Below are 22,298 nucleotides of genomic sequence, written 5' to 3'. Positions count from 1 at the left end.
GCCCTCAAGACACGAACGTCCGGGAAGATTCTGCCATCGGCGCCGGGCCCCCGCATCGAGGGTAACCCGCAGCCGAGCCCACCAAAACAAAATGCCGTTCGGCGAGTTCGCCGAACGGCATCGTAGCCGACCTTGCGTCGGTTCGTCGGTCAGTGCTGCGTCGTCCGCATCTTGCGCAAGCGCTGAATGGCCGCGAGCTGCGCGACCGCATAGGCGAGTTCGGCTTGCGCCGTCGCATACTCGAGGTTCGAGCCCGAGTTTTGCAGCGCCTCTTCGGCACGCTTGCGCGCCTGGTCCGCCTTCGCCTCGTCGAGATCCTTACCGCGAATCGCCGTGTCGGCAAGCACCGTCACCGCGCCGGGCTGCACTTCGAGAATGCCGCCCGCCACGAATACGAACTCCTCGTCGCCGTTCTCGGCCTCGATGCGCACGGCACCGGGGCGAATCCGCGTGATGAGCGGCGTGTGCCCCGGCAGAATGCCGAGCTCACCCGCCTCGCCCGGGAGGGCGACGAACTTCGCCTGGCCCGAAAAGATCTGCTCTTCGGCGCTGACGACGTCTACTTTGATCGTTGCCATATCGACTCCATGTCGGCCTGAGCAAGCGCTTCCGCGCCTCACTCAGATCCCCATTACACCCGACCCTTACTGGATCTTCTTGGCCTTTTCGAAGGCTTCGTCGATCGTGCCGACCATGTAGAACGCCTGCTCGGGCAGATGATCGCACTCGCCGTCGACGATCATCTTGAAGCCGCGGATCGTCTCCTTGAGCGGCACGTACTTGCCCGGCGCGCCCGTGAACACTTCGGCGACGTGGAACGGCTGCGACAGGAAACGCTGGATCTTCCGCGCACGCGCGACCGACAGCTTGTCCTCGGGCGAAAGCTCGTCCATGCCAAGAATCGCGATGATGTCGCGCAGCTCCTTATAGCGCTGCAGCGTTTGCTGCACGCGGCGCGTCGTCGTGTAGTGCTCTTCGCCGATCACGTTCGGGTCGATCTGGCGCGAGGTCGAATCGAGCGGATCGACGGCCGGATAAATACCGAGCGAGGCTATGTCGCGCGAAAGCACGACGGTCGCGTCGAGGTGGCCGAACGTCGTGGCCGGCGACGGGTCCGTCAAGTCGTCCGCGGGCACGTAGACGGCTTGCACCGACGTGATCGAGCCCGTCTTCGTCGACGTGATGCGTTCCTGCAGCTTGCCCATTTCCTCGGCGAGCGTCGGCTGATAGCCCACCGCCGACGGCATCCGGCCCAGCAGTGCCGACACTTCGGTACCGGCCAGCGTGAAACGGTAGATGTTGTCGACGAAGAACAGCACGTCGCGACCTTCGTCACGGAAGTGCTCGGCCATCGTCAGACCCGTCAGCGCCACGCGCAGACGGTTGCCCGGCGGCTCGTTCATCTGGCCGTAGACGAGGGCCACTTTGTCGAGCACGTTCGAGTCCTTCATTTCGTGGTAGAAGTCGTTCCCTTCACGGGTACGCTCGCCCACGCCCGCGAACACGGAGTAGCCGCCGTGCTCCTTCGCGATGTTGTTGATGAGCTCCATCATGTTGACGGTCTTGCCGACGCCGGCGCCGCCGAAGAGACCCACCTTGCCGCCCTTCGCGAACGGGCAGATCAAGTCGATCACCTTGATGCCCGTCTCGAGCAGCTCCGTCGACGGCGAAAGCTCGTCGAACTGCGGCGCCTTCTGGTGGATCGAGCGAATGTTCTCGCTCTCGATCACACCCGCTTCGTCGATCGGACGGCCCAGCACGTCCATGATGCGGCCGAGCGTCGGCTTGCCGACCGGCACGCTGATCGGCTTGCCCGTATTCTTGACGGTCACGCCGCGGCGCAGGCCTTCGGCCGCGCCGAGACAAATTGTGCGCACGACGCCGTCGCCGAGCTGCTGTTGCACCTCGAGCGTCAAATCCGTCCCCTCGAGAACGAGGGCGTCGTAGACCTTCGGCATCTGCTCGCGCGGGAACTCCACGTCGATCACGGCGCCGATGCACTGTACGATCTTGCCTTCCACCAAAGCAGTTGTACTCATCGCTTTTCCTTTAGATACTCAATTCTTCACTCGCGCAAAGGCGCTGTCTCGAGCTGCCGTCGTCCGTGACGACGGCTCATCGCGAGCGCCGCGTCACACTGCGGCGGCGCCGCCGACGATCTCCGACAATTCCTTCGTGATCGCGGCCTGGCGGCTCTTGTTGTACGACAGCTGCAGCTCGCTGATCACGGTCTTCGCGTTGTCCGACGCGGCCTTCATCGCCACCATGCGCGCCGACTGCTCGGATGCCATGTTTTCCGCGACGGCCTGGTAGACGAGCGCCTCGACATAGCGAACGAGCAGCTCGTCGACGACGGTCTGCGCATCGGGCTCGTAGATGTAGTCCCAGGTCGAGCGCGGCGTCGACGTGTCGCCTTCGAAATGCTCGGCCGACAACGGCAGCAGCTGCTCGAGCACGGGCTCCTGCTTCATCGTATTGATGAAGCGCGTGTAAGCGAGGTACACGGCCGAGAGCTTGCCTTCCGAGTACAAGTCGAGCTGCACCTTCACGGCGCCGATCAGCTTTTCGAGGTGCGGCGTGTCTCCGAGCTGCACGACGTGCGATACGACCTTCGCCCCGAAGCGGTTCAGAAAGCCGAAGCCTTTGCCGCCGATGGCCGTGGCCTCGATCTTCTGGCCCTTCTGCTCGAGCTCCTTGAACTTTTGCACGGAGGCGCGCAGCACGTTCGTGTTGAGGCCACCGCACAGGCCCTTGTCCGTCGTGACGAGGATGAGACCGGCCGCCTTCGCGCCCTCGTTCGGCACCATGAACGGGTGACGATACTCGGGGTTCGCGCGGCTCATGTGCGCAGCGATGTCGCGGACCTTCTCGGCGTACGGGCGGGCGGCGCGCATGCGCTCCTGCGCGCGGCGCATCTTCGATGCGGCCACCATCTCCATCGCTTTCGTGATCTTGCGCGTGTTCTGCACGCTCTTGATCTTGCCGCGGATTTCCTTCATTCCAGCCATTGCTTGCTCCCTGATCGAAGCCGCGCGCCGCGGCTAAAAGCCGGCGCACGGCTCGGGTCATTTGCCTCGCTGATCAATAAGCACCCGACTTCTTGAAGTCCTTCAGCGCGGCGTGGAGCGCGCCCTCGTCGTCCTTCGACAAGTCCTTCGCGTCTTCGATGCGCTTGATGAGCTCGGCATGGCTCGTCTTCAGGTACTCACGCAGACCCTTCTCGAACGCCAGCACATCCTTCACATCGAGGTCGTCGAGGTAGCCGTTGTTCGCGGCGAAGAGCGCGACGGCGAGTTCCCATACTTGCAGCGGCTGATATTGCGGCTGCTTGAGCAGCTCCGTCACGCGGCGGCCGCGCTCGAGCTGCTTGCGGGTGGCTTCGTCGAGATCGGACGCGAACTGGGCGAACGCGGCGAGCTCGCGATACTGCGCGAGGTCGGTACGGATACCGCCCGAAAGCTTCTTGATGACCTTGGTCTGGGCGGCACCGCCGACACGCGACACCGAGATACCCGCGTTGATCGCGGGACGGATGCCGGCGTTGAAGAGGTCCGTTTCCAGGAAGATCTGGCCGTCCGTGATCGAGATCACGTTCGTCGGCACGAACGCTGTCACGTCGCCCGCCTGCGTTTCGATGACGGGCAGTGCCGTCAGCGAGCCGCTCTTGCCCTTCACTTCGCCGTTCGTGAACTTCTCGACGTACTCTTCCGAGACGCGCGCCGCGCGCTCGAGCAGACGCGAGTGCAGATAGAAGACGTCGCCCGGATACGCTTCGCGGCCCGGCGGGCGGCGCAGCAGCAGCGAGATCTGGCGATACGCCCAGGCCTGCTTCGTCAAGTCGTCATAGATGATGAGCGCGTCTTGACCGCGATCGCGGAAGTACTCGCCCATCGTGCAGCCGGCGTACGGCGCGAGGTACTGCATCGCCGCCGATTCCGAAGCCGATGCGGCGACGACGATCGTGTAATCGAGCGCGCCCGTCTCTTCGAGCTTGCGCACGACGTTCATGATCGACGATGCCTTCTGGCCGATCGCGACATAGATACAGATGAGGTCCTTGCCCTTCTGATTGATGATCGCGTCGATCGCGACGGCCGTCTTGCCGGTCTGGCGGTCGCCGATGATGAGCTCGCGCTGGCCGCGGCCGATCGGCACCATCGAGTCGATCGATTTCAGGCCCGTCTGCACGGGCTGCGACACCGACTTACGCCAGATCACGCCCGGGGCGATCTTTTCGATCGCGTCGGTGAGCTTGGCGTTGATCGGGCCCTTGCCGTCGATCGGGTTGCCGAGCGCGTCGACGACGCGGCCGATCAACTCGGGACCGACGGGCACTTCGAGAATGCGGCCCGTCGTCTTGACGATGTCGCCTTCCGTGATGTGCTCGTATTCGCCCAGAATCACGGCGCCGACGGAATCGCGCTCGAGGTTCAGCGCGAGACCGAACGTGTTGCCCGGGAATTCGAGCATTTCGCCTTGCATCACGTCCGACAGACCGTGGATGCGCACGATGCCGTCGGTCACGGAGATCACGGTGCCTTGGTTGCGAACGTCGGCGCTCGCTTCAAGACCCTGGATCCGGCTCTTGATCAGCTCGCTGATCTCAGAGGGATTGAGTTGCATTATTCGCTCCTGATGTTCAATTCTGTTGCATGCCGGGCGCGTCTATCCGCGTCGCCTGTTCCGCCTGTGTTCGTCTGTCGCGGCAGGGCCGCCGCCGCTTGTGCCGTTCGTCGCCGCTCATGGGCGTCGAGCGCCGTCAAACGGTCAGCGCAACCTGCATGCGTGCAAGCCGCGCGCGCACCGAGCCGTCGAGCACTTCGTCGCCGACGGTCACGCGCACGCCCCCGATCAGCGACGCGTCGACCTCGACTGTGGGCTTCAGCTTACGCTCGAATTTGCGTTCCAGACTCGCGACGAGCTCGGCGAGCGGCTCGCCTTCGAGCGGGAATGCGCTGACGATCAGCGCGTCCGCCGCGCCTTCTCGTGCGTTTTTCAATTCTTCGAACTGCACTGCGATTTCGGGCAGCAGCGAGAGCCGATGGTTATCGACGAGCATCCGCACGAAATTCCTGACCTCGGGCGCATCCTTTTGCGACGACTTCACCGCGGCGAGCAACAGCTCGACGACTTGCTCGCGCGTCACCTTCGGGCTCGTGGCGACCGACAGCACTTCGGGCAGACGCGCAACCTGTGCCAGCTCCTGCAGGAGAGCGGACCAGGCGGCGACGTCGCCGCGCTCGGCGACATCGAAGAGCGCTTCCGCGTACGGGCGAGCGATGGTTGCAAGTTCGGCCATGATCAGAGCTCGGTCTTCAGTTGGTTGAGCAATTCGGCATGGGCCGCCTGATCGATCTCGCGCTTCAGGATTTGCTCGGCACCTTTGACGGCCAGCGCGGCGACTTCGGCGCGCAACGCTTCACGAGCCTTGACGACTTGCTGCTCGGCGTCGGCTTTCGCCTGCGCCACGATGCGGGCCGCCTCGGCCTGGGCGTTGGCCTTGATCTCGTCGGCCACGGCGAGCGCGCGCTTCTCGGCGTCGGCGATGCGCTGCTGACCTTCGTTGCGCGCGGAGGCAAGCTCCTGGTCGACGCGCTTGTGTGCGGCTTCGAGCTCCGTCTTGCCCTTTTCGGCCGCCGCGAGGCCGTCTGCGATCTTCTTCGCGCGCTCGTCGAGCGCGTTGACCAGCGGCGGCCACACGAACTTCATCGTGAACCACGCGAGGATCAGGAAGACGACCATTTGCGCAAACAGGGTTGCGTTCAGATTCACGGTGTTTCCTCAAATGTTGCTGATACGGAAAGTGAAACGGTAAGGCGCTCATCGATATTGCGATCGATCAGCGCCTCTCCTCCCGTTTCGCCCCTGCGCCGCGTTCACCATCGACGCGGCGCAAACTCCCCCGGAAACGTCAGCCCGCGAGCTTCGAGAGCAGCGGGTTCGCGAACGCAAACAGCATTGCCACACCGACGCCGATCAGGAACGCCGCGTCGATCAGACCAGCGAGCAGGAACATCTTGGTCTGGAGCGGGTTCATCAGTTCCGGCTGACGGGCGCAGGCTTCGATGTACTTGCCGCCCATGAGGCCGATACCGATACAGGCGCCGATTGCACCCAGGCCGATGATGATGCCGATACCGATGGCGGTCAGACCTTGGATGTTGGCGATGAAAGCTTGCATGATCACTCCTTTGTAAAAGACTTTTTAGAACTGGATTTAGGGAAACGAAAAGAATCCGCTTTGCACGCCTTCGCTTAGTGCTTGTCGTGCGCCTGGCCGATATACACGAGCGTCAGCATCATGAAGATGAACGCTTGCAGCAAGACGATCAGGATGTGGAAGATCGCCCAGACGCTGCCCGCGATCACGTGTCCGACGAAGCCGAGCACGCTGGTGTCGGCGCCGAACGTCCAGAGGCTGCCGAGCAACGCAATGAGCAGGAAGAGCAGCTCGCCCGCGTACATGTTGCCGAAGAGCCGCAGCGCCAGCGAAACCGTCTTGGCGACGTATTCGATGATGTTCAGCGCGAGGTTCGGAATCCAGAGCAGCGGATGGCCGCCGAACGGTGCGGAGAGCAGCTCGTGGGCGAATCCGCCGGGACCCTTGATCTTGAAGTTGTAGTAGAGCATCAGCACGAATACGCCGAGCGCGATGCCGAAAGTGCCGTTGAGGTCCGCCGTCGGCACGATGCGATGATGCGAGATCACGCCCGACAAGCCGAGCCAGCCGATGATGCGCCCGGGCAGATCGACGGGAATGAAGTCGAGCGAGTTCATCAGCGCGACCCAAATGAAGACGGTCAGCGCGAGCGGCGCGATGAAGGTACGGTTGCCGTGGATGATCGACTTCGACTGGTCCTCGACCATCTCGACGAGCATCTCGACCGCGCATTGAAAGCGCCCCGGCACGCCCGGCGTCGCCTTGCGCGCCGCGAGCCGCAGCAAGACGATCGTGACGAGACCGCAGACGATCGACCAGAAAAGCGTGTCGAGATTCCAGACGTGGAAATCGATGATCGACGTCTGATGTCCGGTGGACAGGTTCTGCAAGTGGTGCGCAATGTACTCGGACGGATCCAAGTGCGTGCCTTCGTTCGCTGCCATATCGTTAATGCCACCCAAATTGTCGAAAATCTTTCGGGGCGGAGCGCCGGCACAGGCCGACCCCGCTGGAGAGGCCGGCCTCGCGCTCGCTCGGGAGCGGCGACGGCCGGCTTCAACCTGCCTTCAATCCTTCCAGTACCGCTTCAATGCCAGGCGAGCGCGATCCAGTACGTCTTCAGCGCGATGAGATAGGTGACGATGAGCGGAAGCCACCGCACGTCGTGGTACCACAAGCCGATCGCGACGAACATCGCAACCGTCACCCCCATCTTCAGCGCTTCGCCGATCATCCAAGTGAGGATCGATGCGGACGCGCCTGCCTTCTTGAGACGTGCCGCGAACAACGCGCTCGGCACCCAACAAACCGCCCCACCCAGGAACGCCGACAGCGCAGCAGCGCCCGGCGGCTCGTAAAACAGCCACCAACACAACGTCGCGACCAGGGACAAAACCATTTGCGCCATCACGACCTTGAACGGCGTGACGCGCGATGGACGGCTCACGGTCGGGCCGAACAACTTCTCGGCTTCGGCCCGCGTGAGCGGAACGGTATTTATGTCTTGCTGCTCGGCATCCCACGCATCGTCGAAAGTTCGAGCATGACCGACGTTCGCGGTGGTGGGCGCGGTGTCGGGCGAGCGTGTCTCCTGCCTCTTTTTCGGCTGTTGATCCGCCATCGCCGTCATCCTGCAAAGACCCTTTCCTACCCGCCGCTTACATCGCGCGCACGGACTCTTCCGTCACGCCGCCTTTCGTCGTGCTTACGGGGTGCCTAGCTGATAAATCCGGGGGATTGTAAGCGATAGTTGCAGGCGATTCAAGACTTTAGCCGCGACGAAAATGAGCCGGAAAGCGTCCTTTGGAAGGGGGCCGCGCAGCTGTCGATCGGCTTTCAACGCAGGGTCAGCAACCACGCGCCGAGCGCGCCGCCGACGACCCAGAACGGGATCGAGACGAGATGGAATCGAAGCCAGATCCCCCGCTCACGGGCGAGCCTCACGGCGATCAGATTCGCGAGCGATCCGATGGCAATGCCGAACCCGCCGACGCTCACACCGAACGCGAGCGCTCGCCAATCCTTCGTGAACTCCGCCAGCATGATCGCCGCGGGGACATTGCTGATGCCCTGTGACAGCACGGCCGCCGAGAGATAGGCGGAAAGCGGCTTGCCGAGCTCGAACGTCGCGATCGTCTCGCGTATCGGCGGCAGTGCCGCAACGCTGCGCAGCACGATGAACATCAGCACGAAAACGAGGAGCAGCACCCAGTCGATCTTCAGCACGGCATCGCGCCGCCAGACGAAAAAGCCGAGTGCGATGCCGGCAAGGCCGATGCCCGGATGGTGCGAATCGGCGAGCAGCACGAACGCGACGAAGAGCAGCGCCGCCGTTGCCGCATAGGCGCGATCGACGGGCTCGGTCGGCGCATCGCGCGAGAGGTCGAGCGGCCGGCCCGCGAAGGCGCACGCCGCAAGTCCGTACAGCATCGCCATCAAGACGGCGCAAAGCGGAGCGAGCGCAAGCACGAAGCGTCCGAACGACACGCCGCTCGTCTGCCAGAGAAACAGGTTCTGCGGGTTGCCGAGCGGTGTCAGGATCGAGCCCGCGTTGACGGAAAGCGCCGCGAAGATCGTGAGCCGCTTGATGGGCAATGGGGTCAGGCGGTTCAGCGACAGCACGAGCGGCACGACGACGAAGAGCGCGACATCATTCGTGACGAGCATCGACAACACGGCGGCGAGCCCGATCAACAAGAACGCGAGCGCGCGCTCCGAATGCACGCGATGCACGACGCGATGCGCGAGCCACATCAGGAAGCCCGACAGCTCGACCGCCTTCGTCAATATCAAGAGACCCGCGAGCGTCGTGACGGTCGGCCAGTCGACGAGGTGCGGCAATTCGCCCCATGCTCGCGGATGCCGCCATTGCAATGCGACGAGCGCGACGACGAGGGCCGACAGAATCGGCTCCTTCGCCACGAATGAAAAGCATTGCCGCAGGCGAAGCGGCCAGCTCGCGCGGGTGGGCCGCGCCTTCTCGGCTGCCGTCATGAGCGAGGGCGACGTGCGCCGCGGCTCACGCCGCGGGCCCGCCGCGCAAGCGCGCGAGGATCCCCTCGAGCGCGTCGAGATCGCCGAAATCGATCTGGAGCTGACCGCGCCCGCGGCGGCCGAGCTTGATCTTCACCGAAGCCGCGAGCAGATCGGAAAGCTCCTCTTCGAGGCGCCGCGTGTCGCGCCCGCCGTCATGATGGTTGACGCGCGCCTTCACGGCCGGCTCGGCCTTCGTCGTCGCGGCAACGAGGCGCTCGGTCTCGCGCACCGACATCCCCTTGTTCACGACCTGGTTCGCGAGCGTGATTTGCGAAGCGGCATCCACGGCGAGCAGCGCACGCGCATGCCCCATGTCGAGATCGCCGGCGAGCAGCATGGTCTGCACGGGCGCCGCGAGGTTGAGCAGGCGCAGCAGATTCGAGACGGCGCTGCGCGAGCGCCCGACCGATTCAGCGGCCTGCTCGTGCGTGAACTGGAACTCGTCGAGCAGCCGCTGGATGCCCTGCGCCTCTTCGAGCGGATTCAGGTCCTCGCGCTGGATGTTCTCGATCAGCGCCATCGCGGCGGCGGCCTGGTCGGGCACGTCTTTGACGAGCACCGGCACTTCCTCGAGGCCCGCCAGATGCGCCGCGCGAAAGCGCCGCTCGCCCGCGATGATTTCGTACTTCTCGGCCGATACCGGGCGAACGAGTATCGGCTGCATCAAGCCTTGCGCACGAATGCTCGCCGCGAGCTCCTGCAAGCTGCCTTCATCCATGCGCGTGCGCGGCTGATACTTGCCGGCCTGCAGCCTCGCGAGCGGCAGCACGTTCGGCGCCCCGTCGCTTTTCACGGCGGCCGTGATATCGGTGCTGCCACCGAGCAGCGCCTCGAGACCACGTCCCAATCCCTTCTTCTTCGCTACCGCATTCATACTATCCTCGCGCTTCCGCTTTTTCGTGTCGCGCGGCGCGTCAGAGCGCGCGCACGCGTTCAATCATCTCCGCGCCGAACTGAACATAGGCTTGCGCGCCGCGCGACGCTCTGTCGAACACGACGCCCGGCAAGCCGTAGCTCGGCGCCTCCGCAAGCCGCACATTGCGCGGAATCACCGCGTCGAACACCTTGTCGCCGAAGTGCTCCTTGAGCTGATCGGAAACCTGTTGCTGCAGCGTAATGCGAGGATCGAACATCACGCGCAAAAGGCCGATGATCTTCAGATCGCGATTGAGATTCGCATGCACCTGCTTGATGGTGTTGACGAGGTCCGAGAGCCCTTCGAGGGCGAAGTACTCGCACTGCATCGGGATGACGACGCCGTGCGCCGCGCAGAGTCCGTTCAGCGTCAAAAGAGAAAGCGCGGGCGGGCAGTCGATCAGAATGAAATCGTAGTCGCTCGCGACGTGCGCGAGCGCTTCCTTCAATTGTCGCTCGCGGTTTTCCACGTCGACGAGCTCGATCTCGGCACCCGCGAGTTCACGGTTCGCCGGCAGAACGTCGTAACCGACCGCGTCCGGCTTCTTGCGCGCATCGGCGACCGACACGCCGTCGACGAGCACTTCGTAGACGGTGTTTTCGCACTCAGCCTTATTGATGCCGCTACCCATCGTCGCATTGCCCTGCGGATCGAGATCGATCAGCAGAACGCGCTGCTCCTGCGATACGAGACTCGCGGCGAGGTTGACCGCCGTCGTCGTCTTGCCCACACCGCCCTTCTGATTCGCGACGCAGAAGATTTTTGCCATCGTTTTCCTGGATCCTCGGAGCTACTTCCGTTCTTCACCGCGCTTTTCTGCCGTGAGCCCTTGCCGCATGCCGCTAGCGCGAGCCGATCGGCTCGCCCTGTTCGATCATCACCTCGACCAGATGCCGCTCCGCGTCGAGCGACGGCACCGCCAATCGGACGACCTGCACCGCGCGCGCATCGGTCGGCAGGCGCGAAATCTCCGCATCGGGGCGCACGCCTTTCATCGCCCAGATCGATCCTCGCTCGCTGACCAAGTGCCGCGAAAGTGTAACGAAATCGGCGAGCTCTGCGAATGCGCGCGAAACAATCGCGTCGAATTTTCCCGACACTTCGATGCCGGGACGCAGCGTTTCGACGCGCCCTGTCACCACCGAAACGTTGGCCAGCTTCAATTCGGCTTTGGCCTGCGCCTGAAAAGCCGTCTTTTTCTGCACGATGTCGTTGAGCGTGATGGCCCGTTCGGGAAACGCGATCGCCAGCACGATCCCGGGCAGCCCCCCGCCCGATCCGACGTCGAGAATCGTCGCCCCCTCGCGCGCGGCGAGATGCGGCACGATCGAAAGCGAATCGAGAATGTGCTGGACGAGCATCTGGCGCGGGTCGCGAATCGCCGTCAGGTTGTAGACGGTGTTCCATTTCCCAAGCAACGCCACGTAATCGAGCAGCCGCTCCACCTGCTCGTCGCTCAAAGCGATGCCGAGCGCGACCGCCCCGCCGCGCAACAGATCATCGAGCGCATTTCGGTCGATCGCTTGCCGCGAATTCGGACGCGGCGCCGTCATTGCGCAACCGAAGCGGCGTCCGCGCCACGATCGTCGTTCGTAAGAGGCGCTGCCCGCCGGCCGAGGCCTTTCTTCAGATGAACCATCAGCAGCGAGATCGTCGCCGGCGTGATGCCCGAAATGCGCGACGCCTGCCCGATCGTTTCCGGACGGAACTGATTGAGCTTTTGCCGCGCCTCGAAAGACAGTCCACGCACCGCCATGTAGTCGATGCCCTCCGGCAGGCGCGTGTTCTCATTGGCCTCGTTGCGCTCGATCTCGTCGGCCTGACGCTCGATGTAGCCTTGGTACTTCACGCCGATCTCGATCTGCTCCTTGATCTGCGCCAGCAACACCGGATCGTCCGCGAGCGGCTCGGCCGGCCCGCACTCGCCGCCGCGCAGGCCACAGATTCCGTCATACGTCACGCCGGGGCGACGCAACAGATCCGCAAGACTGTATTCGTGATCGATCGGCTTGCCGAGCAACGCGGTCGCCTCGTCGACAGCGAGGGTCTTCGGGTTGACCCACGTCGCCCGCAGGCGCTCTGTTTCACGTGAAACAGCGTCGCGCTTGCGAGAAAACGCGTCCCAGCGGGCGTCGTCGACGACGCCAAGCTCGCGCCCGATCTCCGTCAACCGCATGTCGGCGTTGTCCTCGCGGAGGCTCAGACGGTATTCGGCGCGGCTCGTGAACATACGATACGGCTCGGAAACGCCGCGCGTCACGAGATCGTCGACGAGCACACCGAGGTAGGCTTGGTCGCGCCGCGGGGACCACGGCGCCTTGTCGAGCACGAAGCAACCCGCGTTGATGCCGGCGAGCAGCCCTTGCGCGGCGGCCTCCTCGTAGCCGGTCGTGCCGTTGATCTGCCCCGCAAAGAAGAGCCCTTTGATCGCCTTCGTCTCGAGCGACGCCTTCAGCGCACGGGGATCGAAGTAGTCGTACTCGATCGCATAGCCCGGACGCAGGATATGGGCATTCTCGAGTCCGCGCATCGAGTGCACGAGCGCGAGCTGGACGTCGAACGGGAGGCTCGTCGAAATCCCGTTCGGGTAGAACTCGTTCGTCGTCAGTCCTTCGGGCTCGAGGAAAATCTGGTGCGACGTCTTCGATGCGAACCGGTGAATCTTGTCCTCGATCGACGGGCAGTAGCGCGGCCCCACCCCTTCGATGACGCCCGTATACATCGGCGATCGGTCGAGCCCGCCGCGGATGATGTCGTGCGTCGCCTCGTTCGTATGCGTCACCCAGCACGGCAACTGGCGCGGATGCTGCTCCACGCGGCCAAGGAAGGAAAACACCGGGATCGGATCGAGGTCGCCCGGTTGCTCTTCGAGCTTCGAAAAATCGATCGAGCGACCGTCGATCCGCGGCGGCGTACCCGTCTTCAGCCGCCCCTGCGGCAGCTTCAGTTCCTTCAAGCGAGCCGACAGACTAACGGCGGCCGGATCGCCGGCGCGGCCCCCCGTGTAGTTGTTGAGGCCGACGTGAATCTTTCCGTCGAGGAACGTGCCGGCAGTCAGCACGACGGCGCGCGAGCGAAAACGGATGCCAACCTGCGTCACGGCACCGACGACACGATCGCCTTCGACCATCAAATCCTCGACGGCCTGCTGGAACAGCCAAAGATTCGGCTGGTTTTCGAGCCGATGACGAATCGCCTTCTTATAGAGCACGCGATCCGCCTGTGCTCGCGTGGCGCGAACCGCTGGGCCTTTCGACGAATTGAGAATACGGAACTGGATGCCGGCCTCGTCCGTTGCGGCTGCCATCGCGCCGCCGAGCGCATCGACTTCCTTGACCAGATGGCCTTTGCCGATGCCGCCGATCGACGGGTTGCAGCTCATTTGTCCGAGCGTTTCGATGTTGTGCGTTAACAGCAGCGTCTTCGCGCCCATGCGCGCGGAGGCCAAAGCGGCCTCCGTGCCGGCGTGGCCACCGCCGACGACGATGACGTCAAATTCTGTGGGATAAAGCATTGCGGATCCCGCGACGAGAACACGCGCGGGCCTGTCGAGAAAGGATATGCGCGAAATTATAGCGGGTTCGTCGGAGGAGCCGTGTTCTACGTTAAACAACTAACGGGAGGTTTCACGTGAAACATCGGCTTTCCACTGGCAAAGCGGGTCGCTCCGCGACACAGGCATGGGTGCGCGTGCCGCGCGAGCGACCGACCTCACGCCGTCTTCTTTGCAAGCCCGAGATATGTCTCGACTACCCGAGGGTTATGCGCGAGCGCGTCGGCGTTGCCCGACAGCGCCACTTCCCCCGTTTCCAGCACGTAGCCGTAGTCGGAAATTTGCAACGCGGCGCGCGCATTCTGTTCGATAAGGAGTATCGCCACGCCGGTCCGCCGCAACGCGCTGATGATATGGAAAATCTCTTTGACGATGAGCGGTGCCAACCCGAGGCTCGGTTCGTCCAGCATCAGGAGGTCGGGCTTGCCCATCAGCGCGCGCCCGAGCGCGAGCATCTGCCGCTCCCCGCCCGACAACGTCGCGGCGGCCTGCTTCCGGCGCTCGGCGAGGCGCGGGAACAGCTGCAGGACAGTATCGAGCTGATCGAGGAAATTGCGGTCGCCCGCGCGCTTGCGGCAATAGGCGCCCAGCACCAAGTTGTCCTCGACCGTCATCGACGCGAACAATTCACGCTTTTCTGGTACCAGGCACATCCCACGCGCCACGCGCTTTTCGATGGGCAGTGCGGCGATGTCCTCGCCGCTGTACCGGATATGCCCGACCGCAAGCCCCGCCGGCGGCAGCGCGCCCATGACCGCATTGAGCAGCGTGGACTTGCCCGCGCCGTTCGGCCCGATCACGCTGACGATTTGCCCACGGCAGACTTCGAGCGAGACGCCGTGCAGCGCCTCGACCTTCCCATAGCGCACGCAGAGTTCCGATGCGGCGAGAATCGGCGTTGTCGCGGTTTCGTGCATGGCTACTCCACTCCGCCGAGATAGGCTTCGAGCACGGCCGGGTCATTCTGAACCTCCCGCGGCAAACCGTGCGCGATGCGCGTGCCGAACTCCATGACCACGACCCTATCGGCCAGGTTCATGACGAAATCCATGTCGTGCTCGACGAGCAAAATGCTCATTCCCTCGGCCTTGAGCCTGCGCAGCAACTCGCCAAGCCGCTCCTTCTCCTGGTACCGAAGTCCCGCCGCGGGCTCGTCGAGCAGCAGCAACACCGGGTCGCAGCAAAGCGCACGGGCGATCTCGAGGATTCGCTGCTGCCCGAGCGCGAGGCTGCCCGCTTCGTCGTACACATGCTGCTCGAGCCCGACGCGCCGAAGCTGGCTGGCGGCTTCGGCCAGCAGGCGATCCTCCTCGGCCGCGTTCAGCCGAGCGATACTGCGCGAAATGCCGGTCGATCCCCGCAGGTGCGCGCCGAGCGCAACGTTCTCGAGCACCGTCATGCCGGGCACCAGCTTGACATGCTGAAACGTCCGGGCGATCCCGCGCCGCACGATTTCACGTGAACGAAGCGTGTCGATGCGCTCGCCGGCGAAGCGGATCGTGCCGCTCGTCGCGCGCAGGACGCCCGTCACGAGATTGAACGTCGTCGACTTGCCCGCGCCGTTGGGTCCGATCAGCGCAACGATTTCGCCCTCCCCGACTTCGAAGCTGACGTCGTTGACGGCGACGAGCCCTCCGAACGTTTTGCGGACCTTGTCGACAACGAGCAAGGGCCCGCCCGTCGCCGGTTTTGTGCGCTGCGGCAAAGCCTCGGCGGATGCCGGAGCGCGAGCCGACGGGTCGCGCGGAAACCAACGCGCGACGAACGGCCAAACGCCCTGCCTCGCATATTGCAGAAGCACAACCATGAGCACGCCGAACACGATGATCTCGAAATTGCCGCTCTGGCCCAGCAGCGTCGGCAACACGCTCTGCAGGTAATCCTGCAGGACGGTGAGAATCGCCGCGCCGAGAATCGCACCCCAAACATGGGCGACGCCACCCACGACGGCCATGAATAGATATTCGATTCCGTGATTTAGGCCGAACGGCGTCGGATTGACGGCTCGCTGCAGGTGCGCGTAGAGGAAACCGGAAATGGCGGCGAGCACGGCCGAATAGACGAAGATGACGATGCGCATCCATACCGTATCGACGCCCATCGCCTCGGCCATGACGCTGGCGCCGCGCAGCGCGCGAATGGCTCGACCGGGCCGGCTGTCGAGCAGGTTCTGCACGGAGACGACCGACACGAGCGCGACGGCCCAGATCAGGTAGTAGATGCCGCGGCCCGACGCAAGCGAGAGGCCGAAGAGGGACAGTGCCGGGATGCCGTTGATGCCGTCGTACTTGCCGAGCCAGTCTACGTTGCCAAAGATGTAATAGAGCGACAGGCCCCAGGCGATGGTGCCGAGCGGTAGAAAATGCCCGGAAAGGCGCATCGTCACGCCGCCGATGACGAGGGCGATCGCAGCCGTCAGCAGGATGCCGGCGATGAGCGCGAGCCACGGCGAGAGGGCAAAATTCGTCGTCAGGAAGGCCGTGGCATAGGCGCCGATACCCACGAACGCCGCCTGCCCGAAACTCGTCATGCCGCCGATGCCCGTCAGCAGCACGAGACCGATCGCGACGATCGAGTAGAGCCCGATGTAGTTCAAAAGCGTGATCCAGTACTCCGGGACGCGCACGGGCGCCGGCAGGACGGGCAGCAGAAAAATGACGACGAGAAAAGGCCAGAACGGCTTCTTGAGCGATGGGAGACGGTTCGCGCTCAAACGCTTCACTCCTCCTCCTCTTCTTCCACGCGAGGCCGCGCAAGGCTGAGCCACAGCAGCACCGGAATGATCAGCGTGAAGACGATGATCTCCTTGTAGGCGCTCGCCCAGAACGACGAATATGATTCGAGCAGACCGACGAGCAGCGACCCCGCTGCAGCCAGCGGATAGCTCACGAGCCCTCCGATGATCGCGCCGACGAAGCCTTTCAGGCCGATGAGAAAGCCGGAGTCGTAGTAGATCGTCGTCAGAGGCGCGACGAGCACGCCCGAGAGTGCGCCGAGCCCGGCCGCGAGCGTGAAGGCGAGCCGGCCGGCCTGCGTCGTCCCGATGCCGACGAGCCGCGCGCCGAGGCGGTTGATCGACGTCGCACGCAGTGCCTTGCCCGAAATCGACCGGTCGAAATAGACGTACAGCGCGACGATGAGCACCAGCGCGGTCACGACGACCCACAGGCTTTGCGCAGCCACCGAGAGGTTGCCCACGCTGAGCGACGCATCGGAAAACGGCGTCGTACGCGAGCCTTCGGCACCGAACATGAGCAGCCCGAGACCGACCATCGCGAAATGAACGGCCACCGCGACGATCAAGAGCAACAGCGTCGTCGCCTCGGCGATAGGCTCGTAAGCCAGCCGATAAATCAATGGCCCCATCGGCACGATGATGACAAGTGTCAACGCGACCTGGACGATCATCGGCAGCGCGAGCGCGGCCAGATGCGCCGTCAACGCGTAGACCGCGAGCGGAAAGAGCAGATAGCGGCCGGCGCTGAGTGCAAGCGTTCGCGGCCAATGCCGACGCCGCTCGGGCCGCCGCACCATGCCGATCGTCTCGACGACGAAGCAGGCCACCCCGAGCGCGATCAAGAGCAGTGCCGTCGGCGGCGCCTTGTTCGCTTGCAGCATCGCGAGCGTCAGCGCGCCATAGGAGACGAACTCGCCTTGCGGAATGAAGATGACGCGCGTGACCGAGAAGACGAGCACGAGCGCCAGCGCGAGCAGCGCGTAGATGGCGCCCGTCGTGATGCCGTCTTGCGCGAGAATGGCCGCGATCGATAAATCCATGCTTACTCGCCGATGACCTTCCATTTGCCGTCGACGATCTGCACATAGACGCGTGCGCGTTTGTCGAGGCCGTTATGATCGGTGGGCGTGATCGTCATGATCCCGTGCGAGACCGGCAGATCCTTGAGATTTTCGAGCGCGCCGCGCAGCGCCGTGCGGAACGCTTCGGTGCCCGGCTGCGCCGTCTGCAATGCGACAGGAATCGCCTTTTGCAGCATCTGGCCCGCGTCCCAGGCATGGCCGCCGAACGTGACGACCGAGCCCTTGCCATACTTCGCTTCGTAGGCCGTCTCGTACGCGAGCGCGGACTTCTTGACGGGATTCGAGTCGGGGAGTTGATCGGCGACGAGAATCGGACCGGCGGGCAGAATCTCGCCGTCGCAATCCTTGCCGCAGACGCGCAGGAAGTCGTTGTTCGCGACGCCGTGCGTCTGATACACCTTGCCCTTGTAGCCGCGCTCTTTCAGCTCTTTCGCCGGCAATGCGGCCGGTGTGCCCGACGCCGCGATCAGCACCGCGTCGGGGCGCGCGGCGACGAGCTTCAGCACCTGTCCCGTCGTCGACGTATCGGTGCGGTTGTACTTCTCGTCGTCGACGACCTTCAGTCCATGCGCACTCGCGGCATGCTTGAACTCCGCGAGCCAGCTCTGGCCGTAGCCGTCGGCAAAGCCGATGAAGCCGACCGTCTTCACACCCGCTTTCGCCATGTGCTCGGCGATCGCATCAGCCATCAGACTGTCGTTTTGCGGCGTCTTGAAAACCCACTTGCGCTTGTCGTCCATCGGCTCGACGATTTTCGCCGACGCGGCAAGCGAGATCATCGGCGTCTTGGCTGGCGCAACGACATCGATCATCGCGAGCGAGTTCGGCGTGACAGTCGAGCCGATAATCGCATCGACATGGTCTTCGTCGACGAGCTTGTGCGTATCCTGGACGGCCTTCGTCGTATCGGTCGCATCGTCGAGCACGATGTAATCGACGCGCTTGCCGCCGATCTCTTTCGGCAACAGTTCGATCGTGTTCTTTTCAGGGATGCCGAGCGAAGCGGCGGGCCCTGTCGTCGAGAGCACCACACCGATCTTCACTTGAGCGAACGCTGCGCCGGCGCCGCAGATCAAAGCGAGCGCGAGGCCGCCGCGTACCCATCGTTTTACCGTCATTCTCGATTCTCCAGATGCTTTTTGCAGAGCGTTCAAACGCGGCCGGCCGGCATGCCGGCCGATTTATTTCGGATTCCGAACGAAAGATCGTATCGTGATGCGACCTTGCTTGCAGCAATGGTCGGATAAAAAATCGCTGGAAAAGGCGAAGCATGGGCCGCTTCATCGGGCCAACGAACAAGCCGAATGCGCGTAAGCGTGCAGCCGTGCGAAGCATCGCTGGGATGGAACGGCGCACGAGCGCTGGGCAGCCTGCGCTCGCGAATGGGGAATACGAGGGAGCGATAGGCGGATGCACGAATCGAAGGCATAAAAGAAAAGCGCTGTTGGATTCCGTCCAACAGCGCTTTCTCGCGGGCACTTCGTGCCTCGATTGTCTCCTCGTTCTCCACCTGCAAATTCGGTGCATCAGAACTGGAACGAAGATTAAACGCCCCCGTCTGATGCGACAACCTAGCACTTTCCCTAGTGGTGCAAGCCCGCACGGAATTAGCGCATCAGGCCCGCAACGTCCGCACGCGTGCGACGACTTCGCCCACGATGCCGCGCCTGAACGCGAGCACGCAAGCGATGAAGATGAAGCCGATGACGATCGTCGTCGATTCGCCGAGCGTGCCGAACCACGTGATGCCCGTGATCGATGCGATGAACGAGCCGATGTCGCCGAGCCGGTCCTCGAGCGTCACGATGAGCGCGGCCCCGAGCAACGGTCCGAACAGCGTGCCCATGCCTCCCACGAGCGTCATCAGGATGACGAGACCCGACATCGTCCAATGCGCGTCGCTGAGCGTTTCGAAGCCGAGCACGAGTACTTTCATCGCACCCGCGAGACCGGCGAGCCCCGCGGAAAGCACGAACGCGAGCAGCTTGAAACGATCGGTGTCGTAACCGAGCGAAGTGGCGCGCGGCTCGTTTTCGCGGATCGCCGTCATGAGCTCGCCGAACGGCGAATGGACGATGCGCACGATGAGCAGGAACGCGAGCGCGATCACGACGAGCACGACGTAGTAGAGCGCGAGGTCCGACGAGAGGTCGACTAGGCCGAAGAGCGTCCCGCGCGGCACGCCTTGCAGGCCATCCTCGCCATGCGTGAACGGCACTTGCAGATAGATGAAGTAGATCATCTGCGCGAACGCGAGCGTCACCATCGCGAAGTAGATGCCCTGTCGCCTGATCGCGAGGAGGCCGACGACAAGACCGAGCAGCGTCGCGCTCGCCGTGCCGGCCAGCACGCCGAGAATAGGCGCAAGCCCGAGCGACTGCATCGTGAAGCCCGTGACGTAGCCGGCCGTCGCGAGAAACATCGCGTGACCGAACGAGAGCAATCCCGTGTACCCGATGAGCAGATTGAAGGCCGCCGCGAACAGCGCGAAGCAGAGCACCTTCATGACGAAGATCGGATAGACGCCGGCCCACGGCGCGACGAGAAGGCCCAAGAACAAGAGGCCGTAGAGCGCTTTTCTCTGCATCACCGTTCCTTGCCGAAAAGACCCGCCGGCCGCACGAGCAGCACGATCGCCATGATGACGAAGACGACGGTGGCCGACGCCTGCGGATAAAAGACGCGTGTGAAGCCTTCGACGACCCCGAGCATGAGGCCCGTGACGATCGAGCCCATGATCGATCCCATCCCGCCGATCACGACGACGGCGAAGACGGTGATGATCATCGACTGGCCCATCAGCGGCGAAACCTGGATCACCGGGGCGGCGAGCACGCCCGCGAACGCGGCGAGCGCAACGCCGAAACCGTACGTGAGCGTGATCATGACGGGCACGTTGACGCCGAATGCCTCGACGAGCTTCGGATTTTCGGTGCCCGCGCGAAGATACGAGCCGATGCGTGTCTTTTCGATCACGAACCACGTCGCGAAGCAGACCACGAGCGAGGCGACGACGACCCACGCGCGATAGTTCGGCAAGTACATGAAGCCGAGATTCGTTGCGCCCGCAAGCAAATCGGGCACATCGTAAGGCTGGCCCGACGATCCGTAGACCGAGCGGAAGACGCCTTCGATCACGAGCGTCAGGCCGAACGTCAGCAAAAGCCCGTAGAGATGATCGAGCCGGTAGAGCCAGCGCAGCATCGAGCGTTCGATCACCATGCCGAACGCGCCGATGACGAGCGGCGCGAGCACGATCATCGCCCAGTACGGCAGACCCAGATAGTTGAACCCCATCCACGCGAGCATCGCCCCGAGCATGAACAAGGCGCCATGGGCGAAGTTGATCACGTTGAGCATGCCGAAGATCACCGCCAGCCCGAGGCTCAGGATCGCGTAGAACGATCCGTTGACGAGCCCGAGCAGGAGCTGGCTCAACAACGCCTGCAACGGAATGCCGAAGATATCCATTGAACCTGCCTGCCGTCAAAGTCAAACCATGTAGCGTGGATCGGAGTAGGCGCTGACGCCAAAGCGCGCCGACTCCGATCGCACGTCAAGCCTCAACCCCGAATCACTTCCAAAGGTCGCACTGAGTCTCGGCCTTCGTCCCGAACGCCTGGTCGCCTGGGATCGTTGCTTTCAGCGTGTAGTAATCCCACGGCTTCTTCGACTCGGCCGGCGTCTTCACTTGATAGAGGTACATGTCGTGGAGCATGACACCGTCGGGACGAATCTCGCCCTTCGCATAGAAGTCGTCGATCTTCGTCTTCCTGACCTGCTCCATCACCTTGTCGGGATCGGTCGTGCCGGCCGCCTTCACGGCGTTCAGGTAGTTCATCGTTGCCGAGTAGTCGGCGGCCTGCAGGCTCGACGGCATCTTGCCCGTCTTCTTCATGTACTTCTCCGCCCACGCACGCGCCTTTTCGTTCTGATCCCAATACCAGCTATCCGTCAGCAGGAGACCCTGCGCCGTCGGCAGGCCGACGCTGTGCACATCGTCGATGAACATCAGCAGCGCGGCGATCTTCATCGTCTTCGTGATGCCGAATTCCTTCGCCGCCTTCAGCGAATTCACCGTATCGTTGCCCGCATTCGCGAGACCGAGCACCTGGGCCTTCGACGATTGCGCCTGCAACAGGAACGACGAGAAGTCCGACGCGGAGAGCGGATGGAACGCATGACCGAGCACCTTGCCGCCGTTCTTCTCGACGACCTCGGTCGTGTTCTTGTCGAGCGACTTGCCGAATGCGTAGTCGGCGGTCAGGAAGTACCAGGTCTTGAAGCCTTGTTTCACGATCGCGGAACCGGTGCCCCTCGCCAGCGCCGTGGTGTCATACGCGTAGTGAACGGTGTAAGGCGTGCACTGCTTGTTGGTGAGGGCGTCGGTACCCGCGCCGATCACATAGAACGGCCGCTTCTTTTCCTTGACGACATCGTTCATCGAAAGCCCCGTCGCCGAGTTCGTCCCGCCGATCAGCATGTCGAGGCCTTGCGTGTCGATCCACTTGCGCGCCGTCGTGGCGGCGATATCGGCCTTGTTCTGGTGATCGGCCGTCAGGAGCTTGATCGGCTTGCCGTTCACTTTCCCGCCGAAATCGTCGATGGCCATCTGAATGGCGGTCGCGCCGCCCTTGCCGTCGATGTCGGCATAGAGGCCCGACATGTCGGTGATGAAACCGATCGTGACTGCGTTCTCGTCGGCCGTGGCGTTTTGCACGGGCAAGGCAACGGCGCAAGCCGCGCTTGTCATCGCGAGGGTGCGTACCACGCGTGCGAGGAACTTCGTCTTCATTCGTATCTCCTTCTTTGCG

22 protein-coding genes are annotated in these 22,298 nt (G+C 63.4%); all 22 read right to left on the bottom strand.

Going from position 1 to position 22,298, the window contains the following annotated elements; genetic code table 11:
• Window positions 1–149 precede the first annotated feature (149 nt).
• The 22 genes from C9I57_RS08175 to C9I57_RS08075 all read right to left on the bottom strand — a co-directional run bounded on the left by C9I57_RS08175 (window position 150) and on the right by C9I57_RS08075 (window position 22,237).
• Window positions 150–578: a F0F1 ATP synthase subunit epsilon gene (locus tag C9I57_RS08175; RefSeq protein WP_018441382.1), complete on the bottom strand. Its 429-nt coding sequence runs from the start codon at window positions 576–578 to the stop codon at window positions 150–152.
• Window positions 579–644: 66 nt separating this feature from the next.
• The gene (gene atpD / locus C9I57_RS08170) at window positions 645–2,039 is read right to left on the bottom strand and encodes a F0F1 ATP synthase subunit beta (RefSeq protein ID WP_107150098.1); all 1,395 of its coding nucleotides are present in this window, start codon (window positions 2,037–2,039) and stop codon (window positions 645–647) included.
• A gap of 93 nt (window positions 2,040–2,132) precedes the next feature.
• Window positions 2,133–3,008 carry a F0F1 ATP synthase subunit gamma gene (gene atpG / locus C9I57_RS08165; protein ID WP_107150097.1) on the bottom strand — a complete coding sequence of 292 codons (876 nt, stop codon included), beginning with the start codon at window positions 3,006–3,008 and terminating at the stop codon, window positions 2,133–2,135.
• 73 nt (window positions 3,009–3,081) lie between these two features.
• Entirely contained in the window at window positions 3,082–4,623 is a 1,542-nt protein-coding gene (gene atpA, locus C9I57_RS08160) for a F0F1 ATP synthase subunit alpha (RefSeq protein WP_107150096.1), read from the bottom strand.
• Window positions 4,624–4,759: 136 nt separating this feature from the next.
• Entirely contained in the window at window positions 4,760–5,299 is a 540-nt protein-coding gene (locus C9I57_RS08155; protein ID WP_107150095.1) for a F0F1 ATP synthase subunit delta, read from the bottom strand.
• 2 nt (window positions 5,300–5,301) lie between these two features.
• The gene (locus tag C9I57_RS08150) at window positions 5,302–5,772 is read right to left on the bottom strand and encodes a F0F1 ATP synthase subunit B (RefSeq protein WP_018441377.1); all 471 of its coding nucleotides are present in this window, start codon (window positions 5,770–5,772) and stop codon (window positions 5,302–5,304) included.
• 139 nt (window positions 5,773–5,911) lie between these two features.
• The gene (gene atpE / locus C9I57_RS08145) at window positions 5,912–6,181 is read right to left on the bottom strand and encodes a F0F1 ATP synthase subunit C (RefSeq protein WP_007180033.1); all 270 of its coding nucleotides are present in this window, start codon (window positions 6,179–6,181) and stop codon (window positions 5,912–5,914) included.
• 74 nt (window positions 6,182–6,255) lie between these two features.
• A complete protein-coding gene (atpB, locus tag C9I57_RS08140) occupies window positions 6,256–7,104 on the bottom strand; it encodes a F0F1 ATP synthase subunit A (protein WP_107150094.1) in 849 nt (282 codons plus the stop codon).
• Between the two features lie 143 nt (window positions 7,105–7,247).
• Window positions 7,248–7,781: an ATP synthase subunit I gene (locus C9I57_RS08135; protein WP_181321766.1), complete on the bottom strand. Its 534-nt coding sequence runs from the start codon at window positions 7,779–7,781 to the stop codon at window positions 7,248–7,250.
• 215 nt (window positions 7,782–7,996) lie between these two features.
• Entirely contained in the window at window positions 7,997–9,154 is a 1,158-nt protein-coding gene (locus C9I57_RS08130; RefSeq protein WP_258187549.1) for an SLC13 family permease, read from the bottom strand.
• A 25-nt stretch (window positions 9,155–9,179) separates the two neighbouring features.
• A complete protein-coding gene (locus C9I57_RS08125; RefSeq protein WP_107150093.1) occupies window positions 9,180–10,070 on the bottom strand; it encodes a ParB/RepB/Spo0J family partition protein in 891 nt (296 codons plus the stop codon).
• 40 nt (window positions 10,071–10,110) lie between these two features.
• Window positions 10,111–10,881 (bottom strand): ParA family protein, encoded by a 771-nt coding sequence (locus tag C9I57_RS08120; RefSeq protein WP_107150092.1) that lies wholly within the window; start codon window positions 10,879–10,881, stop codon window positions 10,111–10,113.
• 73 nt (window positions 10,882–10,954) lie between these two features.
• On the bottom strand, window positions 10,955–11,665 hold the full coding sequence (rsmG, locus tag C9I57_RS08115) for a 16S rRNA (guanine(527)-N(7))-methyltransferase RsmG (protein WP_107150091.1): 711 nt from the start codon (window positions 11,663–11,665) through the stop codon (window positions 10,955–10,957).
• Window positions 11,662–13,626: a tRNA uridine-5-carboxymethylaminomethyl(34) synthesis enzyme MnmG gene (gene mnmG / locus C9I57_RS08110; protein WP_107150090.1), complete on the bottom strand. Its 1,965-nt coding sequence runs from the start codon at window positions 13,624–13,626 to the stop codon at window positions 11,662–11,664. Before mnmG ends, rsmG begins: the two co-directional genes overlap by 4 nt.
• A 197-nt stretch (window positions 13,627–13,823) precedes the next feature.
• Window positions 13,824–14,582 carry an ABC transporter ATP-binding protein gene (locus C9I57_RS08105; protein WP_107150089.1) on the bottom strand — a complete coding sequence of 253 codons (759 nt, stop codon included), beginning with the start codon at window positions 14,580–14,582 and terminating at the stop codon, window positions 13,824–13,826.
• 2 nt (window positions 14,583–14,584) lie between these two features.
• Entirely contained in the window at window positions 14,585–16,387 is a 1,803-nt protein-coding gene (locus tag C9I57_RS08100; RefSeq protein ID WP_107150088.1) for a branched-chain amino acid ABC transporter ATP-binding protein/permease, read from the bottom strand.
• Entirely contained in the window at window positions 16,384–17,442 is a 1,059-nt protein-coding gene (locus C9I57_RS08095) for a branched-chain amino acid ABC transporter permease (protein WP_107150087.1), read from the bottom strand. The genes C9I57_RS08100 and C9I57_RS08095 overlap by 4 nt, the downstream gene beginning before the upstream one ends.
• A gap of 2 nt (window positions 17,443–17,444) precedes the next feature.
• On the bottom strand, window positions 17,445–18,602 hold the full coding sequence (locus tag C9I57_RS08090; protein WP_107150086.1) for an ABC transporter substrate-binding protein: 1,158 nt from the start codon (window positions 18,600–18,602) through the stop codon (window positions 17,445–17,447).
• A 32-nt stretch (window positions 18,603–18,634) separates the two neighbouring features.
• Window positions 18,635–19,054, bottom strand: a complete 420-nt coding sequence (locus tag C9I57_RS32680) for a hypothetical protein (RefSeq protein ID WP_181321776.1) — start codon at window positions 19,052–19,054, stop codon at window positions 18,635–18,637.
• Between the two features lie 45 nt (window positions 19,055–19,099).
• A complete protein-coding gene (locus C9I57_RS08085; protein ID WP_181321765.1) occupies window positions 19,100–20,071 on the bottom strand; it encodes a branched-chain amino acid ABC transporter permease in 972 nt (323 codons plus the stop codon).
• Entirely contained in the window at window positions 20,071–20,955 is an 885-nt protein-coding gene (locus C9I57_RS08080; protein WP_107150084.1) for a branched-chain amino acid ABC transporter permease, read from the bottom strand. The genes C9I57_RS08085 and C9I57_RS08080 overlap by 1 nt, the downstream gene beginning before the upstream one ends.
• A 103-nt stretch (window positions 20,956–21,058) precedes the next feature.
• Complete coding sequence (locus C9I57_RS08075) at window positions 21,059–22,237, bottom strand: ABC transporter substrate-binding protein (RefSeq protein WP_258187558.1); 1,179 nt, start codon at window positions 22,235–22,237, stop codon at window positions 21,059–21,061.
• Between the last annotated feature and the right edge of the window lie 61 nt (window positions 22,238–22,298).

Origin of the sequence: Trinickia symbiotica, assembly GCF_003028655.1 — a bacterium.
GTDB lineage: Bacteria > Pseudomonadota > Gammaproteobacteria > Burkholderiales > Burkholderiaceae > Trinickia > Trinickia symbiotica_A.
Note: the sequence above shows the minus strand (reverse complement) of the source record. Positions and strands in the feature narration are given on the sequence as shown.